General features: G+C 40.9%; 18 protein-coding genes. 5 read left to right on the forward strand and 13 right to left on the reverse strand.

The annotated features are described in order from the left end of the window. Positions 1 to 24 precede the first annotated feature (24 nt). Positions 25 to 1,062: a WD40 repeat domain-containing protein gene (locus ACE1CA_RS19835; protein ID WP_413280462.1), complete on the forward strand. Its 1,038-nt coding sequence runs from the start codon at positions 25 to 27 to the stop codon at positions 1,060 to 1,062. 131 nt (positions 1,063 to 1,193) lie between these two features. On the opposite strand, the gene ACE1CA_RS19840 is transcribed toward ACE1CA_RS19835, so the two are convergent. From ACE1CA_RS19840 to ACE1CA_RS19875, 8 genes are all read right to left on the reverse strand, one after another. After that, positions 1,194 to 2,024: a hypothetical protein gene (locus ACE1CA_RS19840; RefSeq protein WP_413280463.1), complete on the reverse strand. Its 831-nt coding sequence runs from the start codon at positions 2,022 to 2,024 to the stop codon at positions 1,194 to 1,196. A 44-nt stretch (positions 2,025 to 2,068) separates the two neighbouring features. Then, positions 2,069 to 2,920 (reverse strand): Rpn family recombination-promoting nuclease/putative transposase, encoded by an 852-nt coding sequence (locus ACE1CA_RS19845; protein WP_413280464.1) that lies wholly within the window; start codon positions 2,918 to 2,920, stop codon positions 2,069 to 2,071. Between the two features lie 14 nt (positions 2,921 to 2,934). Further along, complete coding sequence (locus ACE1CA_RS19850; RefSeq protein WP_413280465.1) at positions 2,935 to 4,338, reverse strand: amidase; 1,404 nt, start codon at positions 4,336 to 4,338, stop codon at positions 2,935 to 2,937. 81 nt (positions 4,339 to 4,419) lie between these two features. Beyond that, the gene (gene map, locus ACE1CA_RS19855) at positions 4,420 to 5,244 is read right to left on the reverse strand and encodes a type I methionyl aminopeptidase (RefSeq protein ID WP_413280466.1); all 825 of its coding nucleotides are present in this window, start codon (positions 5,242 to 5,244) and stop codon (positions 4,420 to 4,422) included. Between the two features lie 269 nt (positions 5,245 to 5,513). After that, a complete protein-coding gene (locus ACE1CA_RS19860; RefSeq protein WP_413280477.1) occupies positions 5,514 to 5,975 on the reverse strand; it encodes a plastocyanin/azurin family copper-binding protein in 462 nt (153 codons plus the stop codon). A gap of 108 nt (positions 5,976 to 6,083) precedes the next feature. Next, entirely contained in the window at positions 6,084 to 8,933 is a 2,850-nt protein-coding gene (locus ACE1CA_RS19865) for a M16 family metallopeptidase (protein ID WP_413280467.1), read from the reverse strand. A gap of 208 nt (positions 8,934 to 9,141) precedes the next feature. Then, positions 9,142 to 9,582 (reverse strand): VOC family protein, encoded by a 441-nt coding sequence (locus ACE1CA_RS19870; RefSeq protein ID WP_413280468.1) that lies wholly within the window; start codon positions 9,580 to 9,582, stop codon positions 9,142 to 9,144. A 111-nt stretch (positions 9,583 to 9,693) separates the two neighbouring features. Continuing rightward, on the reverse strand, positions 9,694 to 10,203 hold the full coding sequence (locus ACE1CA_RS19875) for a TIGR02652 family protein (protein WP_413280469.1): 510 nt from the start codon (positions 10,201 to 10,203) through the stop codon (positions 9,694 to 9,696). 3 nt (positions 10,204 to 10,206) lie between these two features. On the opposite strand from ACE1CA_RS19875, the gene ACE1CA_RS19880 reads away from it, so the two are divergent. From ACE1CA_RS19880 to ACE1CA_RS19890, 3 genes are all read left to right on the forward strand, one after another. Next, on the forward strand, positions 10,207 to 10,332 hold the full coding sequence (locus ACE1CA_RS19880) for a hypothetical protein (protein WP_413280470.1): 126 nt from the start codon (positions 10,207 to 10,209) through the stop codon (positions 10,330 to 10,332). Continuing rightward, positions 10,313 to 10,864 (forward strand): gamma carbonic anhydrase family protein, encoded by a 552-nt coding sequence (locus tag ACE1CA_RS19885; RefSeq protein WP_459563691.1) that lies wholly within the window; start codon positions 10,313 to 10,315, stop codon positions 10,862 to 10,864. The genes ACE1CA_RS19880 and ACE1CA_RS19885 overlap by 20 nt, the downstream gene beginning before the upstream one ends. 99 nt (positions 10,865 to 10,963) lie before the next feature. Beyond that, positions 10,964 to 11,083: a photosystem II protein Y gene (locus tag ACE1CA_RS19890; protein WP_413280471.1), complete on the forward strand. Its 120-nt coding sequence runs from the start codon at positions 10,964 to 10,966 to the stop codon at positions 11,081 to 11,083. A 172-nt stretch (positions 11,084 to 11,255) separates the two neighbouring features. Here the strand turns inward: ACE1CA_RS19890 and ACE1CA_RS19895 are convergent, their stop codons facing one another. From ACE1CA_RS19895 to ACE1CA_RS19910, 4 genes are all read right to left on the reverse strand, one after another. Beyond that, on the reverse strand, positions 11,256 to 11,792 hold the full coding sequence (locus ACE1CA_RS19895) for a Uma2 family endonuclease (protein ID WP_413280472.1): 537 nt from the start codon (positions 11,790 to 11,792) through the stop codon (positions 11,256 to 11,258). A gap of 89 nt (positions 11,793 to 11,881) precedes the next feature. After that, positions 11,882 to 12,811 carry a cysteine synthase A gene (gene cysK, locus ACE1CA_RS19900; RefSeq protein WP_413280473.1) on the reverse strand — a complete coding sequence of 310 codons (930 nt, stop codon included), beginning with the start codon at positions 12,809 to 12,811 and terminating at the stop codon, positions 11,882 to 11,884. Positions 12,812 to 12,855: 44 nt separating this feature from the next. Continuing rightward, positions 12,856 to 15,525 (reverse strand): cyclic nucleotide-binding domain-containing protein, encoded by a 2,670-nt coding sequence (locus tag ACE1CA_RS19905; protein ID WP_413280474.1) that lies wholly within the window; start codon positions 15,523 to 15,525, stop codon positions 12,856 to 12,858. A gap of 155 nt (positions 15,526 to 15,680) precedes the next feature. After that, positions 15,681 to 15,839: a hypothetical protein gene (locus ACE1CA_RS19910; protein ID WP_413280475.1), complete on the reverse strand. Its 159-nt coding sequence runs from the start codon at positions 15,837 to 15,839 to the stop codon at positions 15,681 to 15,683. 63 nt (positions 15,840 to 15,902) lie between these two features. Here ACE1CA_RS19910 and ACE1CA_RS19915 point away from each other — a divergent pair, with 63 nt between their 5' ends. Further along, positions 15,903 to 17,174, forward strand: a complete 1,272-nt coding sequence (locus ACE1CA_RS19915) for a bifunctional folylpolyglutamate synthase/dihydrofolate synthase (protein ID WP_413280476.1) — start codon at positions 15,903 to 15,905, stop codon at positions 17,172 to 17,174. A gap of 239 nt (positions 17,175 to 17,413) precedes the next feature. Here the strand turns inward: ACE1CA_RS19915 and ACE1CA_RS19920 are convergent, their stop codons facing one another. Beyond that, on the reverse strand, positions 17,414 to 18,706 hold the full coding sequence (locus ACE1CA_RS19920; RefSeq protein WP_413277511.1) for an ABC transporter substrate-binding protein: 1,293 nt from the start codon (positions 18,704 to 18,706) through the stop codon (positions 17,414 to 17,416). Positions 18,707 to 18,806: the final 100 nt, after the last annotated feature.

The following is an 18,806-nucleotide window of genomic DNA, read 5'->3' on the forward strand; positions in this document are numbered from 1 at the left end:
AGAAAAGGAGATAATTTTAAATTAATGTTTACCCCTCCCCGTCCTCCACTAATAAACACTCGCGTCAGTCACGCTGATTATGCCCGCACTCTGATTATTACTCCTGACGGGCAAACTTTAATTACTGGTAATGCTAAAGATATTAAAGTTTGGCATTTAGTAAGTGGTAAATTGCTTCGTATTCTTCAAGGTCATTTGGAACCCGTGCGATCGCTGGCTATTAGTCCTGGTGGTAAGATTTTAGCCAGTAGTAGTAACGATAGTACGATTAAAATTTGGTGTTTAGAACATGGGGATTTACTGCGAACTTTGAAAGGTCATTTTGGCGCAGTTTTAAGTTTAAAAATTAGTTCAGATGGGCAAACTTTGGTCAGTGGCAGTAACGATAATAGCTTAAAAATTTGGAATTTAAAAGACGGGAAATTACTCCGAAATCTTAACGGACATTCTAGTTCAGTCATGGCAGTTACTATCAGCCCAGATGGTGAAAATATAATCAGCGGTAGTTTTGATAATACTATTAAAATTTGGCAAACTAGCAATGGCAAAATGCTTCGCAGCATCAAAGCACATTGCAATTGGGTAGCTTCCTTAGCTATTAATCCTGATGGTCAAACCTTTGCCAGCGCTAGTTCTGACCAAACCATTAAAATTTGGCAACTTAAAACTGGTAAATTATTAGCTACTCTTAAAGGTCATTCTAATTGGGTAGATGCACTAGTAATTAGTCCTGATGGAAAAACTTTAGCTAGTAGCAGTTCTGACCAAACAATTAAAATTTGGCAACTGGGAAAAGATGGCAAGCCACAACCATCACCAATATACAATTTGACTGGTCACAATGGGGCAGTTTTGTCTTTAGCAATTAGTCCTGATAATCAGACTTTAATTAGTAGTAGTGATGATAACACCGTGAGATTCTGGCAATTAAATACTGGTGAATTGCTACGAACTCTCAACAGTAAAGATAACAGTTTGCTTTACACTTTTTCCAATTCTGATAAACCAGTGATGTTGAGTGATGATGACGACAGTACTATTAGAATGTGGCGAGTGCGTTAAGAGTTTTAAGGACAGAGAGGAAATAAACTACTTCTAGAAGATCTCGAAAAAAAGGCAAATCATCTATAAGAACTTCAGGTAAACCAGGCAAATCTTGCGTCGAAACAAATTGAAAAAATTTTACAAAATATTTAGCTGTATCCACGTTTCTTCATGTGTTCCTCAATTTCTTCAGGTGTAATAGGCTGCGAACGATTACTAGGCGGTAATTCAAACCACATTGATTCATCATCAATATATTGTAAGCGTTCGATCGCTTTTTTCTCTGCCATACTCAAACCCAGCATTTCCGGATCTTCTCTGCCAGTTATTACAACAATAACGTCAACAAAATTTGAGTACACATAGTAAGCGTTTAGCTTTCCTGCGTTGATAGCTAGATATGAACCAGACTTTAAATCTGGTTCTTTCCCTTTTACTTCATTTCGATACAATTTGTAAGCTAACTCTTCCAAGCTAAATTGCATTTGGGGAGTCAAAAAATCCCAAAATTCAAGAACTAACTGCGTCAATGAATAGAAAAGCGCAGGAAGCAGTCTCAGACAAACATCTTCCAGTCTTCTTTTTTCCGCTTCAAGCTTTTCTATTTTTTGCTTAATTTTTCTGATTTGTGTTTCTGTTTTAACTAGTTCTTCTTTTCGTAAAGCTTTAAAATTTGAATCAGTAATAGGAAGGTTAACTTCATCTATTTCTCGATCGAGATCAGTCTGGCTAGAAGTATCCTCAAGATCTGACTCTATATCTTTAAATAAGAAAACTAGACCATTAATTTTTCGGACTTGAGTTTGTAATTTCGCAAATCTAGCATAAGCTTCCGAAATATCTAAACCCTGCTCCCTAGCAACTTCAAAAAAATACTCATAATCTTCCGATGAAATATCATCAGACATGAAGCTACTTTCAAAGTGTAAAACGCATTCCAAGTATTCAAGTGTTTGATTTGTAGAAATACTTAATTCCATTTGCTTTGTCAGCCTATTTGACTGTACCTTTAGTTGGATTCAAATTATTCTCCCCTGCTTCCTTGCTCCTCTGCCAACCATGTCTCTAAATCAGACAAATTAGAGAAATCCAGCAACGCTTCTGCCAAAGATTCTAGTTGGGTAAGGGATAAAGCCTCAATTTGTACTCTGATTGACTCAGGCACTTCTCCCACCCGTCGGGGTAGTTGCCGCAAGATGAGCGATCGCTCTCCCTCTTCACGTCCCTCCGCTTTTGCCTCTTGGTACACCCGTGTTTGCCCAAGCGTGATTCCTAGCATTGCTTCCACCTCTCGCCGACTTAGATTTGTGAACTTATAAACCATAATTGTCGTTACCATCTCCATGATCGCACGGCTCGTTTGTGGTGACTCCTGTCGGGAACGGAAGAGCAAATTTCGCGCTTCTATTGGTGCTTGAGTTTCTGGAAGCGTTGTCAATACCATTAACGCAACCCCTAACGGCAATTGAGCCATTTCGCCCAATTCATTTAGGTAAACTCGATGAACGCGATCGCCATTCAATAAATCTTGATATGGGCGAGTTTGACTCTGCTCGATCGATCGGGATGGATAGATCACTACAGCTTGCCAATCATCAAAGCGATCGCGGTTACGGTAAAAATATAAAAACAATTCCCCAAACAATCGCTCATAAAGTTGTTCGTCCTTTTGAAACTGAACTTCGCAGAAATAAACAACTCCCGGTGTTTCTGATTCTGGAGGTAGAAATACCCCATCAATTTCAAACTTGGGTTCTTTAACAGCAACGGAATCAAAGCGGTAATTTTGAGCATTGGCTGGAGGATTATCCAGTAGCTCAAACAACAGTTCTGGCGATTGTTGGAACAATTGGTAAAAGATCGAATCTCGCCGCATAGATTAACAACTTTTTAAGTTGCTAAAGTTGGACGATGTTGAATCCAGGGTTTAGCTGCTTCAATTTGTGTTGCTAAAGAAATTAAAGTTGCTTCTGCGGCTGGACGACCTACTAATTGTACTCCTAAAGGTAAACCTGTAGCTGAATTAAAACCCATCGGAATCGCTATAGATGGCTGTCCGCTGGCATTAAAAGGCGGACAAGGTGCTACCCAATTAATCACTTTTGCTAACGCTGCTTCTGGGGGTAATTCTGCCCATTCACCTACGCGAATTGTCGGGTGCATAAATACAGGTAATACTAAAACATCAAAATTGTCAAATAAGGCAACTATGCGCCGTGCAATTATTTGCATTTGCGCCACAGCTTGTAAATATTCGCCAGCGTTACAGCTATGTTCTGCCAACCATTGATTAACTTTATCTAAGGCGGCTGATGGAATTCCTGCTGCTACTACGCCTGATTGCCAAACTAATCTAAACGGTTCAATTAGATCGTTGAGGTCTAGAGAAATTTCGTTAACTTTATGACCCATTTCTGCTAAAATTTTTACTGTTTCTAGTACTGATTTTTGGCAAATTGGATCGGCTTCGCCTACGGGTAGCAAGGTGTTAGAAAAAGCGATATTTAAAGAACCGAGATTTTGTTTTGTGGCGACGAGAAAAGAGGGATTTGGATCTTGTAACCAATAGGGATCTCCGGTAATATAACCGGACATGACATCGAGTAATGCTGCGGCATCAGCTACGGTATGGGCGATCGGCCCATTGACAGAAATTCCACTCAAGCGATCGCCTACTGGCGCAAAAGAAATCCGACCTCTAGAAGGTTTAATTCCCACCACACCGCAACAAAAAGCTGGGCCACGAATTGAACCACCACCATCGGAACCTTGCGCGATCGAACTTAATCCCGCTGCTACCGAAGCCGCTGCACCACCACTCGATCCACCAGGAGTATATTCTAAATTCCAAGGGTTTCTCGCCGGGGGAAAACCTAGCGGTTCTGTGTAAGGTAAAGAACCTAATTCCGAAGTAGCAGTTTTGCCCAAAATAGTAAAACCAGCTGCTTTAATTTTGCTGACAATGCCATCATCATAACTAGCAATTTGATTCATTAAAACTGGCGTACCATAAGTACAACGTACACCCACTACAGAAGTCAAATCTTTAATCGAAATTGTCACCCCAAAAAAAGGAGGCAAATTTTCCTTACTGACTGCTAATTGTTCAGTTTTCCCTTTCGCATCAGCTAACGCTTCCTCTGCGGTAACAGTAAAATAACTACCTAATTGAGGATTTAAATTTTGGATACGTTCCAAATAAACTTCCACTAATTCTAAAGGCGAAATTTCACCATTTTTAATTAGTTGCGCTTGTTCTAAAGCTGGAGTAAATGCTAAATCAATCTTATTCATGGTTATCACTTTTCAATCCAATGAACATAAAAAAGAGGGGAGATTTCCTTCCCTCTCAATAATTTTTGCTTGTCACTGAAATTAAACTTGCGAGCGATCGGTCAAAATCTCATAACCATTTTCTGTCACCAATACTGTATGCTCAAATTGAGCAGAAAGGGCATTATCCACAGTAACTGCCGTCCACTTATCCGACAGAGTGCGGGTAAACCGAGAACCAGCATTTACTATTGGTTCGATCGCTAAAGTCATCCCCGCCCGCAATTTCACATTCGGCATTTCACGAGTGCGGAAATTAAACACAGAAGGTTCTTCGTGCAGATTTCGACCTACACCATGTCCAGTAAAATCTTCCACAATAGTAAACCCATTCGCTTCCACATGGTCTTGAATTGCACCAGCAAGATCCATTAAATAATTACCTGCTTTCACTTGTTCAATACCTTTGTATAAAGCTTCTTCCGCTACTCGAATTAATTTAGCCGCTTCTGGTGCCACATTGCCCACACCAATAGTGATGCAAGAGTCACCATGAAAACCTTGAAAGTAAGCGCCCGTATCAACTTTTAAAACATCACCAGCGCGAATTACTTTTTTCGGATTAGGAATGCCATGTACTACTTCATTATTAACACTAGAGCAAATTGAAGCCGGAAATCCCATGTAACCTTTAAAACTGGGAGTTGCGCCCATTTCCCGAATCCGTTTTTCCGCGAAAGCATCGATGTCAGCTGTCGTCATTCCAGGTTCTACCATCAGAGAAATCTCTTTGAGTACCGTCGCCACAATTTTCGCTGCCTGTCGCATAATCTCAATCTCACGCTGCGACTTAATTTCAATACCTCTACGTTTTTTGTTGCTTGGTGCTGCTGGTGTTTGGGGGAGTATGTTGCTGAGAATGTTCATAAATTAACAGGTAGCTAAGGGTGGTAATTAAACTGTTAAGTAGACGGTAGCCAATATTGGGCAGTTGGTAAAAGTATATAGCCTGAAAGCTAAGATTTATAAAGATATCAACACAAAAATATATCTTACTTTCCCACTGCTCACTACCCACTACCTAGCTTGTGTTTGGCAGTTTATTATCTTGTCTTAATCTACGTTAACTGATATTGCAAGTTTTTAGCAGGTACGTTGTTGAGCTTTAGCGCTGAAGCGCAACAACGTACAAATTTTTACTCAGCAGTAATAATAATTTTCCCGGTCATTCCCGCTTCCGTATGTCCGGGAATAGGACAACGCAGGGAATAAGTCCCCGATTTTTCTGGGATTAATACCCATTCTGCGGTTGCGCCCGGTTTAAGTTCTAATTCGTTAATTGCGCCTTTAATTTCTACTTTCCCCGCTTCCACTTTTTGTGTCCAACTGTTATCAGCAAAGTCTTTAGCTGTGAAGTAATGTTTTTGCGGACTGGGATTATTTAAAACTAATTTGTAGCGGTTTCCGACAACTAGTTTAAGTTCGTTAGGAACAAATTTCAATTCGTTGGCAGTATTACCCAGATCGATGTTTACTATTTCTACATTAGTGGAGGTTGTAGCTGCGATCGCCGGAACCGGAAAAATCACCACTAAACAAACTACTAACCCTACCACTATCCAAAGAGTTTTTTGCAGGAAACCCAAAAGTTTAATCATCATTGTTTTAGGAGACTAGGGACTGGAGACTGGGGGACTAGTGCAGCGTGACAGAAATGATTCTCAGATCCTCGTTCCCAAGTTGAATCTGGGAACGAGGATCTGAGTCTACTTTTTCGCTGCCAAAGATGGGCCAGCAGTGACAATAATTAAATTATCAGGTCGCAGTAATTCTTTAGCAACTTTGTTCACTTCTTCAGTAGTCACAGCTTGAATTTGTTGGGGGAAATTGTGAATTTCTGAGATGTCTAAACCGTAAACTCGGTTCATTAAAATGGCACCAGACAAATTATCTGGATCTGCCAATTCTACAGCATAGCTTCTGGAAATAGAGTTTTTGGCATTCTCTACTTCTGCCTTTGTTACCCCTTGAGTGTGAACTTCTTGCAGCAAATTTAAGGTGCTAGTAATTGCTTTATTTGCGTCTTCTGGTGCAGTCTGCATATTAATTAAAAACAGACCTGGTTGTTGACCTGCGTTGAAGCTGCTATAAATGCCGTAAGTTAAACCTAAGCGATCGCGAATTTCCTCACCCAATCTACTAGCAAAAGCATCACCACCCAAAATGTGATTAAACACTATTGCTGTGTAGTAACGTGGATCTTTGCGGTTAATTGCCCGATAACCCATGAAGGTAATTGATTGAGATTTACCGGGAACTACTGGATTTAATTGTACAGTTTTTGCTGGCATTGGTACATCGGGAAAAGTTACTTCTGGGGGGTTTCCAGTTGCTTTCCATTTGCCAAATTGTTGTTGAATTAGCGATCGTGCTTTTGCTGAATCAAAATCTCCCATTAACACCAAAATCATCGTATCAGGACGATAATGCTGTTTGTAAAACTGCATAATTTCTGCACGAGTAATACTCCGCAAACTCTTAGTTGTGGGAAAAGCATAAAATGGATGATTTGGTGGATAAACTGTTTGTTGCAAAGTTTTAAATGCTAAAAATTCTGGGTCATCTTTACTTTGTTCCACTTCAGCAATTGCCGCTTCTCTGGTAATTTCTAATTGATCTGCTGGAAAAGTCGCATTTTGTACCACATCAGCTAAAGTGCTAATTAATGTTGGCAGATCGTTAGATAAACTACTGCCATCAATACTCACACCTTCCGCTGCTTCCTCAAAATCTAAATTAGCACCAATATTTTCTAAAGATTTGACGATCCCTAACACATTCTTAGTCTTAGTTCCATTCAGCAAATTTCCTGCCGTTAACCCCGCCAAACCTGACTTATTCAGTGGATCGAATTCCGTCCCAGCACGAATATAACCACTCAAAGTTACTGCGGGAGTACTTTTATCAGGTAACAACAATACCTGCATCCCATTATCTAAATTAAAAGACTCCGGTAACACTTTTTGAGTTGGTGTTTCCGAACTACTAGAAATTGGGGGAAGATACTTAGCAACTAACTCTGGATCTATTCGCCCACCAGAATTATAATTTCCTGAAGTTTGATGATTATTAATAGTTTGAGGCTTTACTTCTTCCCGTAATTGAGTAGGTTGAAAATAGCCCACCGTACTTTTAGCTGGAACCAGATACTTTTTCGCTACTCTTTGCACATCTGCCGCAGTAACTTTAGAAATTGCTGCCATCAAAGTATCAGTATGGCGATAATTACCTGTTGTAGTTATTGCCTCTCCCAATTGATAAGCTTGAGAATTAATATCTCGATTTTCTAAAATTGCCCCAGCGTTAAATTGCGCCTTTGCTCTTTTTAATTCCTCCGCCGTAACTCCTTGATTTTGCAAATTCGTAATTACTTGGCGAATCACAGTGGCAACTTTTTGGATTCTTTGATTAGGTGCAGCACTAGCAGAAAGTCCATACCAACCTATGTCCGCTAAAATAGAAACTTCCCCTTCTACACTGTTCGCAATTCCCGATTCTACTAAAGCTTCATACAATCTAGAACTGCGCCCTCCCGTTAACACATAATCCATTACTTGCAAAGCAGCTTCATCAGGATTACCTGCTTTTGGCAAAGGATACATTATTTGTAATAAAGGCGCACTTCCCGGTTCTTTTAACACAATAGGTGCTTTACTCTTATTAGTGGGAGAGGAATTGTTAACCGGAGTTGTTTGCTTTTCTAAAATCTTTTTCCTATCCGCTTCTCCCCGTTTGGGAAGGTTGCCAAATAACTCTTTAACTGTTTGTAAAGTGGGGTCTGTTTTAAAGTCTCCCACAATTACTAAAATGGCATTATCTGGACTGTAAAAAGTTTCGTAATAATACCGCACTTGTTCGAGTGTAAACTTTTGCACGTCCGCCTTTGTTCCACCCACAGGTAGACCATACATACTATTAGGAAAAGTCGCTTTGGCAACGGTACGATACAAGCGATATTCTGGGCTATTTTCGTAACCTTGCAATTCGGAAATTACTACTCTCTTTTCCCGTTCTAAATCTTGAGAATCTAACCGAGCATTTTGCATTCTATCTGCTTCTAAAGTTAGTAATGCTGTTAGTTTATCCCGTTCTACAGTGCCATAATAAGCTGTTTGATCGTAACCTGTAAAAGCGTTAGAATCACTTCCTAAAGCACTAAACAAATGTCCAAATTGAATGGGACGATCGATTGTCCCTTTGAATAACATATGTTCTAATTGGTGGGCAATACCGTTAACACCCGGTTCTTCATTCCGCGACCCTACTTTATACCAAACTTGAACTGTTACCACAGGTGCGCTATGTACTTCTTTTGTCAAAACGGTCAAACCATTTTCTAGTACAGTTTGGCGAACATTTTCGGTTAAATTAGGTGCTTGCGGCGGATTATTAAGTGCTAATTCAACGTTGGGTTTTAAATTTGGGGTTAGCAAGTCAGAACTAATAGTAGATTGGGTAGAAGTTGCGCCTCTGGCGAACATTAATGTTGTCCCCAGACAGAGACTAAAAATTAATCCGAACAGGCGATATTTACGCCACAATGATGAAAGAGACATAGTTTATTCGGCGAACAATATTGTTGTTGGTTGAATTAAGCAACAAGCTATTTGTTAATTTGCTGGAAGTTACTTTCTTCGCATTATCGGGTAACAGATCAGCATTTTACCAACTTTATGCTTATTTCTTGGGTTGCCAGAACAGTTTTTCGCCTTTAAACCACAAAATTCCTGATTGTTTTAATGTTTCTTATTAAGCAGTTGATGGTTAAGAAGGACTGAGAACTCTAATAAATTCTAAGGGTAATCCATCAGTATCAGCAATAAATGTTACTTCATAAACTTTATTACCGATCGCTTGCTGAGTGGGTTCTAAAAGCACTTTTAAGGGGGAGAGTTGTTCAGGTTGCTGGCGGGAAACCTCTGCAAAGCGTTCTTTTAAAGATGATAACCAACTGGGTAAGTCGGGGGTGGAATGGGTTAAATCAAAAGATAGATGGTAGTAACCGACGTAATGTTCGTTACCAAAAGCATCTGGCGCTGGGTGAGGTTCGGGAATTTGAATTAACTCGATGCGTCCGCCTAAACCTTCCATCCAACAAGCGAGGGTGTAACCTGTGGTGAAACGTTCGCAGACTGTAAAACCTAGCTGTTCGTAAAATGCGATCGCTCGGTGTATATTAGCAGTACGAATCGAAGCATGGTGCATGGGTTGGGGACTGGGGACTGGGGACTGGGGACTGGGGACAAGGGGACAAGGAGACAAGGAGACAAGGACAATTTATTCTCCTCTGCACCTCTGCGCCTCTGCCTTATACCACTACTCAAACAATCGGTAATAAGGATAACGCACGGGGACACCGGGTTCTTTTTCTAAATCAAAATTAATTACTTCCCAGCAGGGTTCCTCTTGAGGGTCGGGGCTAAAATCAACAGGTAAGCCGTAAAGTCTGGGTCGGGAAGAGTCCGACTGTCCGCGCCAAGGTGTACTTCGTTCTAAATAACCACTAATCAGTTCTTGGTAGCGACGGGCAATGATTACTCTAGTTGCCCGATAACCTTGAGTATATAAGCGATCGAGAGCTTCGTGAATTTCAAACCTAATTCCATCGGGATGGGTATGCTGACGATACCACTCATTATTCCACCGCCGCCATTGACGACCAGATTGCAGATGAATGAGTTCCCCATTTGTCGGGTTAGCCTCAAAAGCCCCATGACGCTGACACAAATAAGTATCCGTCAGTGTCAATGCCGGAATAATCTGACGACAGTGGGGACACTGAATTTCTGGGCCGAAAATTGGATATTGCAAACCTGGGCTGATCATGAAGTGAGTAATAACATTTTTTGCGGTGGAATGGGTACCAGTGGCTCTATTATAGCTGACATGAGGTATACAGGCATTTCATCAGGAACGATCGCAGATAGTGGAGAATATCAACCCCTTATTCCTTAGTTTGTCATCCTATTGGCCTACACCCGATTTGTCCAAGGCCGCTTTTATTGCCCCCAACGCCACAGTTATGGGTTGGCTACAAGTAGAATCGGGAGTAAGTATTTGGTACAACGCCGTAGTTCGCGCCGATGTGGAAAAAATCTTTATAGGTGAGTTTACCAATATTCAAGATGGCGCAATTTTACATGGCGACCCCGGACAACCTACAATTTTAGAAGATTACGTCACCGTTGGACATCGGGCGGTAGTCCATTCCGCCTACATAGAACGGGGCTGTTTAATTGGTATCGGCGCAGTAATTTTAGATGGAGTTAGAGTCGGCGCAGGTAGTTTAATTGGTGCAGGTTCTATTGTAACGAAAGATGTTCCCCCATTATCTTTAGTCGTCGGTGTTCCCGGTAAACGAGTCCGCGAAGTTTCCCCAGAAGAAGCCGAGGAATTAATCGTCCACGCCCAACGTTATCATAAGTTGGCTTTGGTTCACGCTGGCAAGGGTACAGATTTGGGTTTCCCTCCCCCTCTGTCACCATAAAAATTTGTTGTAACTCTGGAAATTTTGCCCACTTAATTGCAAAATATAAATTAAAGATGAAACCTGCTTCATAAAACTTTAAAAGAGGGGAAACAAACTATGGATTGGCGCGTGATTGTTGTATTAGCTCCTTTGGCAGTTGCAGGCGGTTGGGCTGTTTACAATATCGGTAAATATGCCATTGCTCAAGCACAAGCGTTTTTAAGCAAACAAGCCTAAGTTTGGTTGAATAACTAAAGTTAAATTACAAACCGTCTCCTTTTTGAGGGGCGGTTTGTTTAATTTAGGGTGATGCTATGGGTAAAAATCTTTAGACTGCTAACAAATTTTTGAATAAATTTTGCCTTCACCGATCTTTACAAAAATGACAGATAACAATTAATTTCAGAAATTAAGCTAATAGTTCATCTACGGAAACGCTAAAACCTGGTAGGATAATTTGGGTATTCACGGTTTTACCAGAAGTAAAGATAAGTTGTTGATTTTGAGTTACTACAATTACCCATTTATTATCAGGAAATATTAACCAAACTTCTTCTCCTCCCGATCGCAAATACTCTATAGCTCTAGCAATCACATCTTCTGCTAAGTCTGTCGGAGAAACGATTTCTGCACTTAAGGGGAAACTTTGCGGTAGGACAGTAGCTTCACCAAATTGCACTAATAGTTCAGGAGTTAAATAAGCAACATCTGGTTTGCGTCCTTGTTTGTTTGTCCGACAAGGCGCATCAGTATAAATTTCTCCTCCTTGTTCGCTAGAGTCTTTATAATTTCTCCAATAACTAGCTAATTTAGCTTGAATGCGACCATGTTTAAGGGTCATGTGGTTTTTCTCCAATAATTCTCCATTCACCCATTCCCGATCGCCAGGGTTTTCCATCCATTCCTCTAGGGAAATTTCTCTTGCTTCCACTGTTGCTGTTAACATCTGAATTACGCTCTCCTTATAATAATTTCCGCTATTCTTGCTTTTACTTACCATTATGTTAAGTCTTTTGACATGACAAATAATCAGGATTAAGCCCACAAGGGAGTACTGAGATAGCGTTCACCTGCACTAGGTTGAACGATCGCGATCAGTTTGCCTTGATTTGCCGATCGCTTTCCTACCTCCAATCCCGCATAAAGCGCCGCACCCGTTGAAATACCGCTAATGATACCTTCTTCTCTGGCTAACCTTCGCCCTAAATCGTAAGCCTGTTCATCGGTAACAGTGATTACTTCATCAATCAAATCAACGCGGAGAACATCGGGGATAAAGCCAGCACCAATTCCTTGCAGGTTGTGAAGTCCGGGGGATTTACTGCTCAGAACAGCACTGGTAACAGGTTCTACTGCGATAATTTGCAATTCGGGTTTTTGCTGTTTGAGATAACGTCCGGCACCAGTCAAAGTACCGCCTGTACCAACTCCTGTAACCAATAGATCGATTTTACCATCTGTATCGCGCCAGATTTCCGGCCCGGTAGTTTCATAATGAATTTTGGGATTAGCGGGATTGCTGAATTGTTGAGGAGAGAAGGCATTAGGGGTGGAAGCTAATAATTCGTTAGCTAGAGCGATCGCTCCTGCCATATCTAATACTGCCGGAGTTAGCATCACTTCTGCACCATAAGCTTGCACAATTTGTTGGCGTTCCCGGCTCATATTTTCCGGCATAGTTAGAATTAATCGATATCCTTTAGCCGCACATACCATTGCCAATCCAATACCTGTATTACCAGATGTCGCCTCTACAATAGTTGAGATCCCAGGTTGAATTAATCCGGCTTTTTCTGCTGTGACGATCATACTCACGGCAATTCGATCTTTTACTGATTTGGCTGGATTCATTCCTTCAAGTTTCAGGACAATATCTGCAAGGCAGCCAGATTGTTGAGGTAATCGCTGAAGTTTTACCAGAGATGTACAACCAATGACTTCAGTAATGTTGGTGTAAATACGCATTATGTTTTAGGCAATAAAGAAAGATTAAAATTAAGGAATTCAGTCTAGACCATTAACCAAAAACAGGCAATAGTCATGGCAGTTAATAACAGTAAATGCGGTAAATTACTCAGCCAAGAACCTTGGGTAATTCGCATGAGAAAATAAGCACTAAAAGCCAGACTAGAAAGCAGAATTACACCTTGAAGAAAGGCAGCAACATCAGGACTCCAGGTTAGGGTAGGTAAACCATTGCCGCTATAACCCAAAGTCCGAGCCAAAACTGGGAGAATTTGCCCTGCTTCTGTGATTCCTGATGGAATATAATGGGTAAGGTTGGTTCCCAAAGTAAAGGGAAGATAGGCGTAAATAACTGTTAGGTAATTGGGGAGACGACTATCAAAAACCCTAGCGATCGCATGAGTTAAATAAGTTAAAATTGCTGGAATACTTAAAAGTAAAATAACTACAGGTAAAGCAATCAGTAAATGCTCAGAATCGATCGCTAAATCCCCCAAACCAACAAGGCTCAAAATTTTGTCAGCATGGTGCATACAAGCTCCACCTAACAGTAGCAATAATAGCGCCACTTCTGCCCAAAATCCCTGATGCTGTGCGAGTAAATCTGCTGTGGGAAACCTTAAATTTAGTTGCACTGAACGGTTAGGACAAGCTTTCAGACAAGTCATACACAACACACAATCTCGGTTATCCTGCAATTGGGCGGGATGGGAATAGAGAGGACAGCCTTCGGTTTCTTGTCCTTCTGTGGGTAAAGCATCGGGAAAATTAACCGGAGTGGCAGGACTACCTTTGAAACAACCGAAGGTGCTACACTGACTACCGCAGACTTGTTGAGTCGATCGCAACTCGACAATTGCAAGTTTAGCAAACATCCCATTCATGCCTCCAATTGGGCACAAATAGCGACACCAAAGGCGACGCTCATAAATTAAACTACCAATAACTGCCCCAGCCGTAATTGCAATCAGTAACCAAGCCGAAAGATAGGCGGTGTGAGGTAAATCCCAAAGCTTTTCCCAAAGATAAATTATCACGAACCCCGCAAATAATACATAAGCACCCCAGCGATTTAACCATTTTGTAGGCCAAGGTAGCAATTTTCGTGGGAAAATCCACAGGGAGAGTCGGCGAATCAATTCTCCTGTAATCATAAATGGACAAACTGCACACCAAAGACGACCGACAAAGGGAAACAAAAATAAATAAACAGGCCACCACCAAGCCCAAAATAAGTTAAGAATGATGTTACTGCTGCGGTCTTGGGGACTGATGAAACCTGCGATCGTGACCGGAACAAAAATTACCATCATCACTACCCAAATTGCTGCGGGATACCAACGACTAAGAAGGAATTTTCGTAGCCAAGGCCATTGATTCAGCAGGTCAATTCTAAAGGTATTAGTATCTGATTGTACCGACCAAAGTACCTGTTCTGGTATAGTAGTTTGTTCTTTGGGGGTCATGGTAATTGCCCGCTTCAGAATTGCTGCTAATTCTGTCAGGTTTCCGGGATAGTTGTAGCTAATCAAACGCCGCAAATCTGCCCGATCGATTTCTAATTTTGGACGGCATTGCTCTTGGGAAAATTTTAAGAGAAAATAGTCGGCAAATTCGGGAATGTCTGCTTTCCGCTGTTGGAGGGTGAATAGTTTAATTTCGTTGACTTCGACCTCGGGGAGGTTGAGTTTATTGGGGGATGCTAAAATTAGTCTTACCCAAGATTGGATGGCTTGGCTTTCTAGGTTTTTGTCGGCAGAATTGGAAACTAAAAGTCCGGTTTTTAGGTAATCAATTAAGCGATCGCTATCTACTTTCGACAAAATTTGCACATTACTAATTAATAATGTACCCCGTTCTAAGAGTTCCAACACTCCTAAACATTTCCCAGTTTTTCCAAATAGCGGATCGGTGTTTAATTCACCTGTTTCAGTTTGGGACAATGTGGCGCAATCAATTTCCGCAAAGGGGTGGTTTGCTAGCCCGGAATGGGCATGAATCAAACTAGCTAAAAAGGTTTTTCCGGTTCCTGGTGCGGCTTGGAAAACTACGGGTTTTAAGTTTTTGGCTGCATTTTCTATCTGTTTCTTCAATTTTTGGGTGGCTTTACTACTGCCCAAAATCTCTTCTTCCTGGGGTATGGAATGCAAATAAGGTTGCAGTCCAGAAATTCGCAATTGTTCTTTGGTTGTGCGTTGGGCAAATTCTTTTAAATCTTGGGCTAAGAAGCTATTGATTGTTCCTTGAATTTCGGGATATTTACTGAGTAGTTGCTCAAAGTCTGAGCGCGATAAAAACAAAATCTCGCTTTTACTGATGGCGATCGCACTTGCTTGATAAGTACCATTTTCTGAATCGCCTATTAATGGAACATAACCAAACAATTCCCCGGCACTGCGATATTTAATATGAGATTTGCCAATCAAGGAAAGGCGGTAAATCTCCACTGAACCCCATTTGAGAAGATAAACTCCCACTGGGGTTTGACTTTCTTCGTAAATCGCTGTTGATGGTTCTATTTTCAAAAGTTGAAAGCATTGGGCGATCGCCTGCAATGTTTCATCTTTCAGTTTTCCCCAAATTCGATGAAAGCTTAACCAATCGCTACATTCCTTTACCAGTTCTTGATTTTGATTCTCTTGGGAAATTGGAGATGAGGGTTGTAGTGGTTCCGGGCAAATAGCTTTTTCACTTAATGTCGATCCAAGATTCATTTAACTCATCTCCTAATATAAGGAATCAGGCAGCTAGGTTGCTACAATTTCAGTTCATGGTCATGGCAAATCTAATTTCTGTGAACTGTCTTCAGTCCCAGATGTTTATCCTTTATTATCTAATTCTTTTACTATACTTCTGTTTAAACAGATTATCAATTATACTTTATTCTTTTCCCCGAAATGGCGACGGCTATCCAAGTTTCTGCACCGCAAATAACGTTGCCAATTACTATGGTGCGATCGTATACTATAATTCTGGCACAAGTCCCAAATTTATGATTTTTTACAACAGATATCCACAGATCAATCATAAAATCTTAGATATCTTTAGGTTTAGTCACAAACTTTTCTTAATCTCTTAACAAAGCTCTACCGTGTCAATCGATTCTCTTCTCGAACCTTTCCACCACTTTGGCGTTAATTTAGGTTTAGAACGCAGCGAAAACCTACTCGCTAATTTAGGCAATCCTCACCGTCAAGTTCCGATCGTCCATGTCGCTGGAACGAATGGTAAAGGTTCAGTTTGCGCCTATCTTTCTTCGGTGTTAACCGCCGATGGTTATCGCGTCGGTCGTTATATTTCTCCCCATTTGGTAAGTTGGAATGAACGCATTTGTATCAATGAAAAACCTATTCCTTTGGAAGAGTTAGAATCGTTAATTGTACAAGTAAAGTCTGCAATTAGTTTAGATACAGAATTTCCAACTCTGTTTGAGGTAATTACCGCCGCTGCTTGGTTATATTTTGCTCAACAAAAGGTGGATATTGCGGTGATTGAAGTGGGGTTGGGTGGTCGGTTGGATGCAACTAATGTTTGCGATCGCCCTTTAGTCACCGTCATCACTTCTATTAGTCGCGAACATTGGCAGGTTTTAGGTTCAACTTTGGCAGCGATCGCTGGCGAAAAAGCGGGGATTTTAAAACCTAATTGTCCGGCTGTTATCGGTCAGTTACCCCCGGACGCTATGGCAGTTGTAAAAAGGAAAATTCAAGAGTTAAATTGTCCTTCGGTTTTTCCAGAGGCGGCTAAGGAATTAAAAACCGCAGAGACGCAGAGAACAGAGGAAGAAAGATGGGTTGAGTATGAAGGAGTAAAGTTTCCTTTGGGTTTGTTGGGTGAGTTTCAACTTTCTAATTCGGCTTTGGCGATCGCTGCTCTTCAATTTCTTCAAAAACAAGGTTGGGAAATTTCTTCAGAAGCAATTGTTTCGGGAATGGGAAATGCTAAATGGCCTGGAAGAGTCCAATGGATTAATTGGCAAAATTATCCCATATTAATCGATGGTGCTCATAATCCGGCAGCTGCGATCGCTCTTCGTCACTATATTAATAGTCTCAATCCTCAATCAGTAACTTGGATTATCGGGATGCTTTCTACTAAAGATCATGCTGATGTCTTTCAAGCTTTACTTCAACCAAATGACCAATTACATCTCGTACCCGTTCCCGATCATTCTTCTGCTAATCCTGAATATTTAGCAACTCTCGCTCAACAGCTTTGTCCTCTATTAAGTTTAATCCAAACCTATCCCAATCTTTCCTCTGCTTTGGAAGTTGCTGTTCCTCAAAATCCAGGTTTAACTGTTTTATGTGGTTCTCTCTATCTACTCGGTTACTTCTTCCAACTTAGCCAAAAATCTCTCTGAAAATTCCCTTGCTAAACTCTTTCTTTTTCCCAGTTCTTGTCAATTTAGCAAATTTGCCTTATATTTGTTTCAAATATGGTTTAATAGGAATCTAACCAGTATATAAGAGCGCACAGATTTCCATTATTAAAATGTACACCAAAAAAACTGTTGTCGATCGCTTCTTTACGAATCTTTATGCTTTGTACGTTGTTGCGCTTTAGCGCTACTCATAAGAGCGCTAAAGCGCAACAACGTACCTAATTTTGATTCCATTCCGTTGCGGCATCAGCTAAAGCTTGTTTGATCGACTTTTGCCCCAACATCGCCGCTTGTAAATTATCGTAAATTAGCCGTTGCAGAACATTCACCTTCTTCATTGCTGGAATTAAAACCTCCGCTTGTTTCATTTGACTAGCACTAACCACACGCGCTCGATCGACAGTCGAAGAATCAGCAGCAACAGATTTAAAATAGGGATTGGCTAACGCCTTAACAGTAGAAGGTAAAACATTTGCTTCCTTAGCAAAAGCTAATTGATTTTGGTCATTAGTGACAAATAAAGCAAACTTCAAAGCAGCATCAGCTTCAGGAGTATTTCGGGGAATTACTAAATTCATTACCGCCACACTTCTCTTGCCAGTTTTCCCAGTAATTTGGGGCGCAATAGCCGAAACTTTAGCAATTTCCGGGGCATTCTTAGCAATGGTATTGAAGAATTCCGCACCAGTGACTAAAATTGCCGTTTCTCCAGCTTGGTAAAGTTCAATTCCTTTTCTATGACCTGCGGTTAAAACTTCCTTGGGCAACAAACCTTGTTTATATAAATCTACCCAATATTGAAAAGCTGCTTTTCCTTCAGGAGAATTAAACGCCGCTTTTCCTTGAGCATCTACTAACTTTACACCCATTTGCACGAAAGATTCCAACACTTCTGCTGAATCTTCGGGAACGAAAGTAATAAAAAAAGCGTACTTGCCCGTTTTTTCCTTTACTTGTTTCGCGACTTGTGCTAACTCGGCGTAAGTAACAGGAGGTTTACTAATACCTGCCCGTTGGAACAAATCTTTGTTATAAATAGTTATTTGAGTTGCTAAATACCAAGGAATGCCAAAGCTCTTACCGTTCAAGGTACTCGCTTGCCAAATATTTGGTAAATAAGACTGGCGTAAAGGTTGAGGAATTTTCTCATCTAATTCCAGCCAAGCATTACGGGCGGCTAATTGAGTGGCAAAAACCGGGTTTAAGTTTACTACATCCGGGGCAGTCTTGGCAGAAACCGCTGTTAAGATTTTGCTGGGCATATCATTCCAAGGGACATCTACCCAACGTACCTTAACACTTTTGTTTTCAGCCTCAAAAGTAGCGATTAGCTTGTTAAAGTAGTCTGTGAACTGCGGCTGTAACTGCATCGTCCAGAATTCCACTTCTTGACGACTTGATTTAGCTGGGTTATTGGTGACATTGCCAGTACTACAACTGACAATCCAACTGAGCAATAATCCTAACAAAGCAAACACACTTAAACGTTTCCAATTTTGATGTTGAATCATGTCAATCTCGATCGCACTTTCAAGACAAATGTGGTAATCCTAGACTAAATTGGGTAGCAGGTATATTAAATTTATCTCGATCGGTAATTATTCTCCTTGC

The organism is Floridaenema evergladense BLCC-F167, assembly GCF_041929205.2.
Classification (GTDB): Bacteria; Cyanobacteriota; Cyanobacteriia; order Cyanobacteriales; family Aerosakkonemataceae; genus Floridanema; species Floridanema evergladense.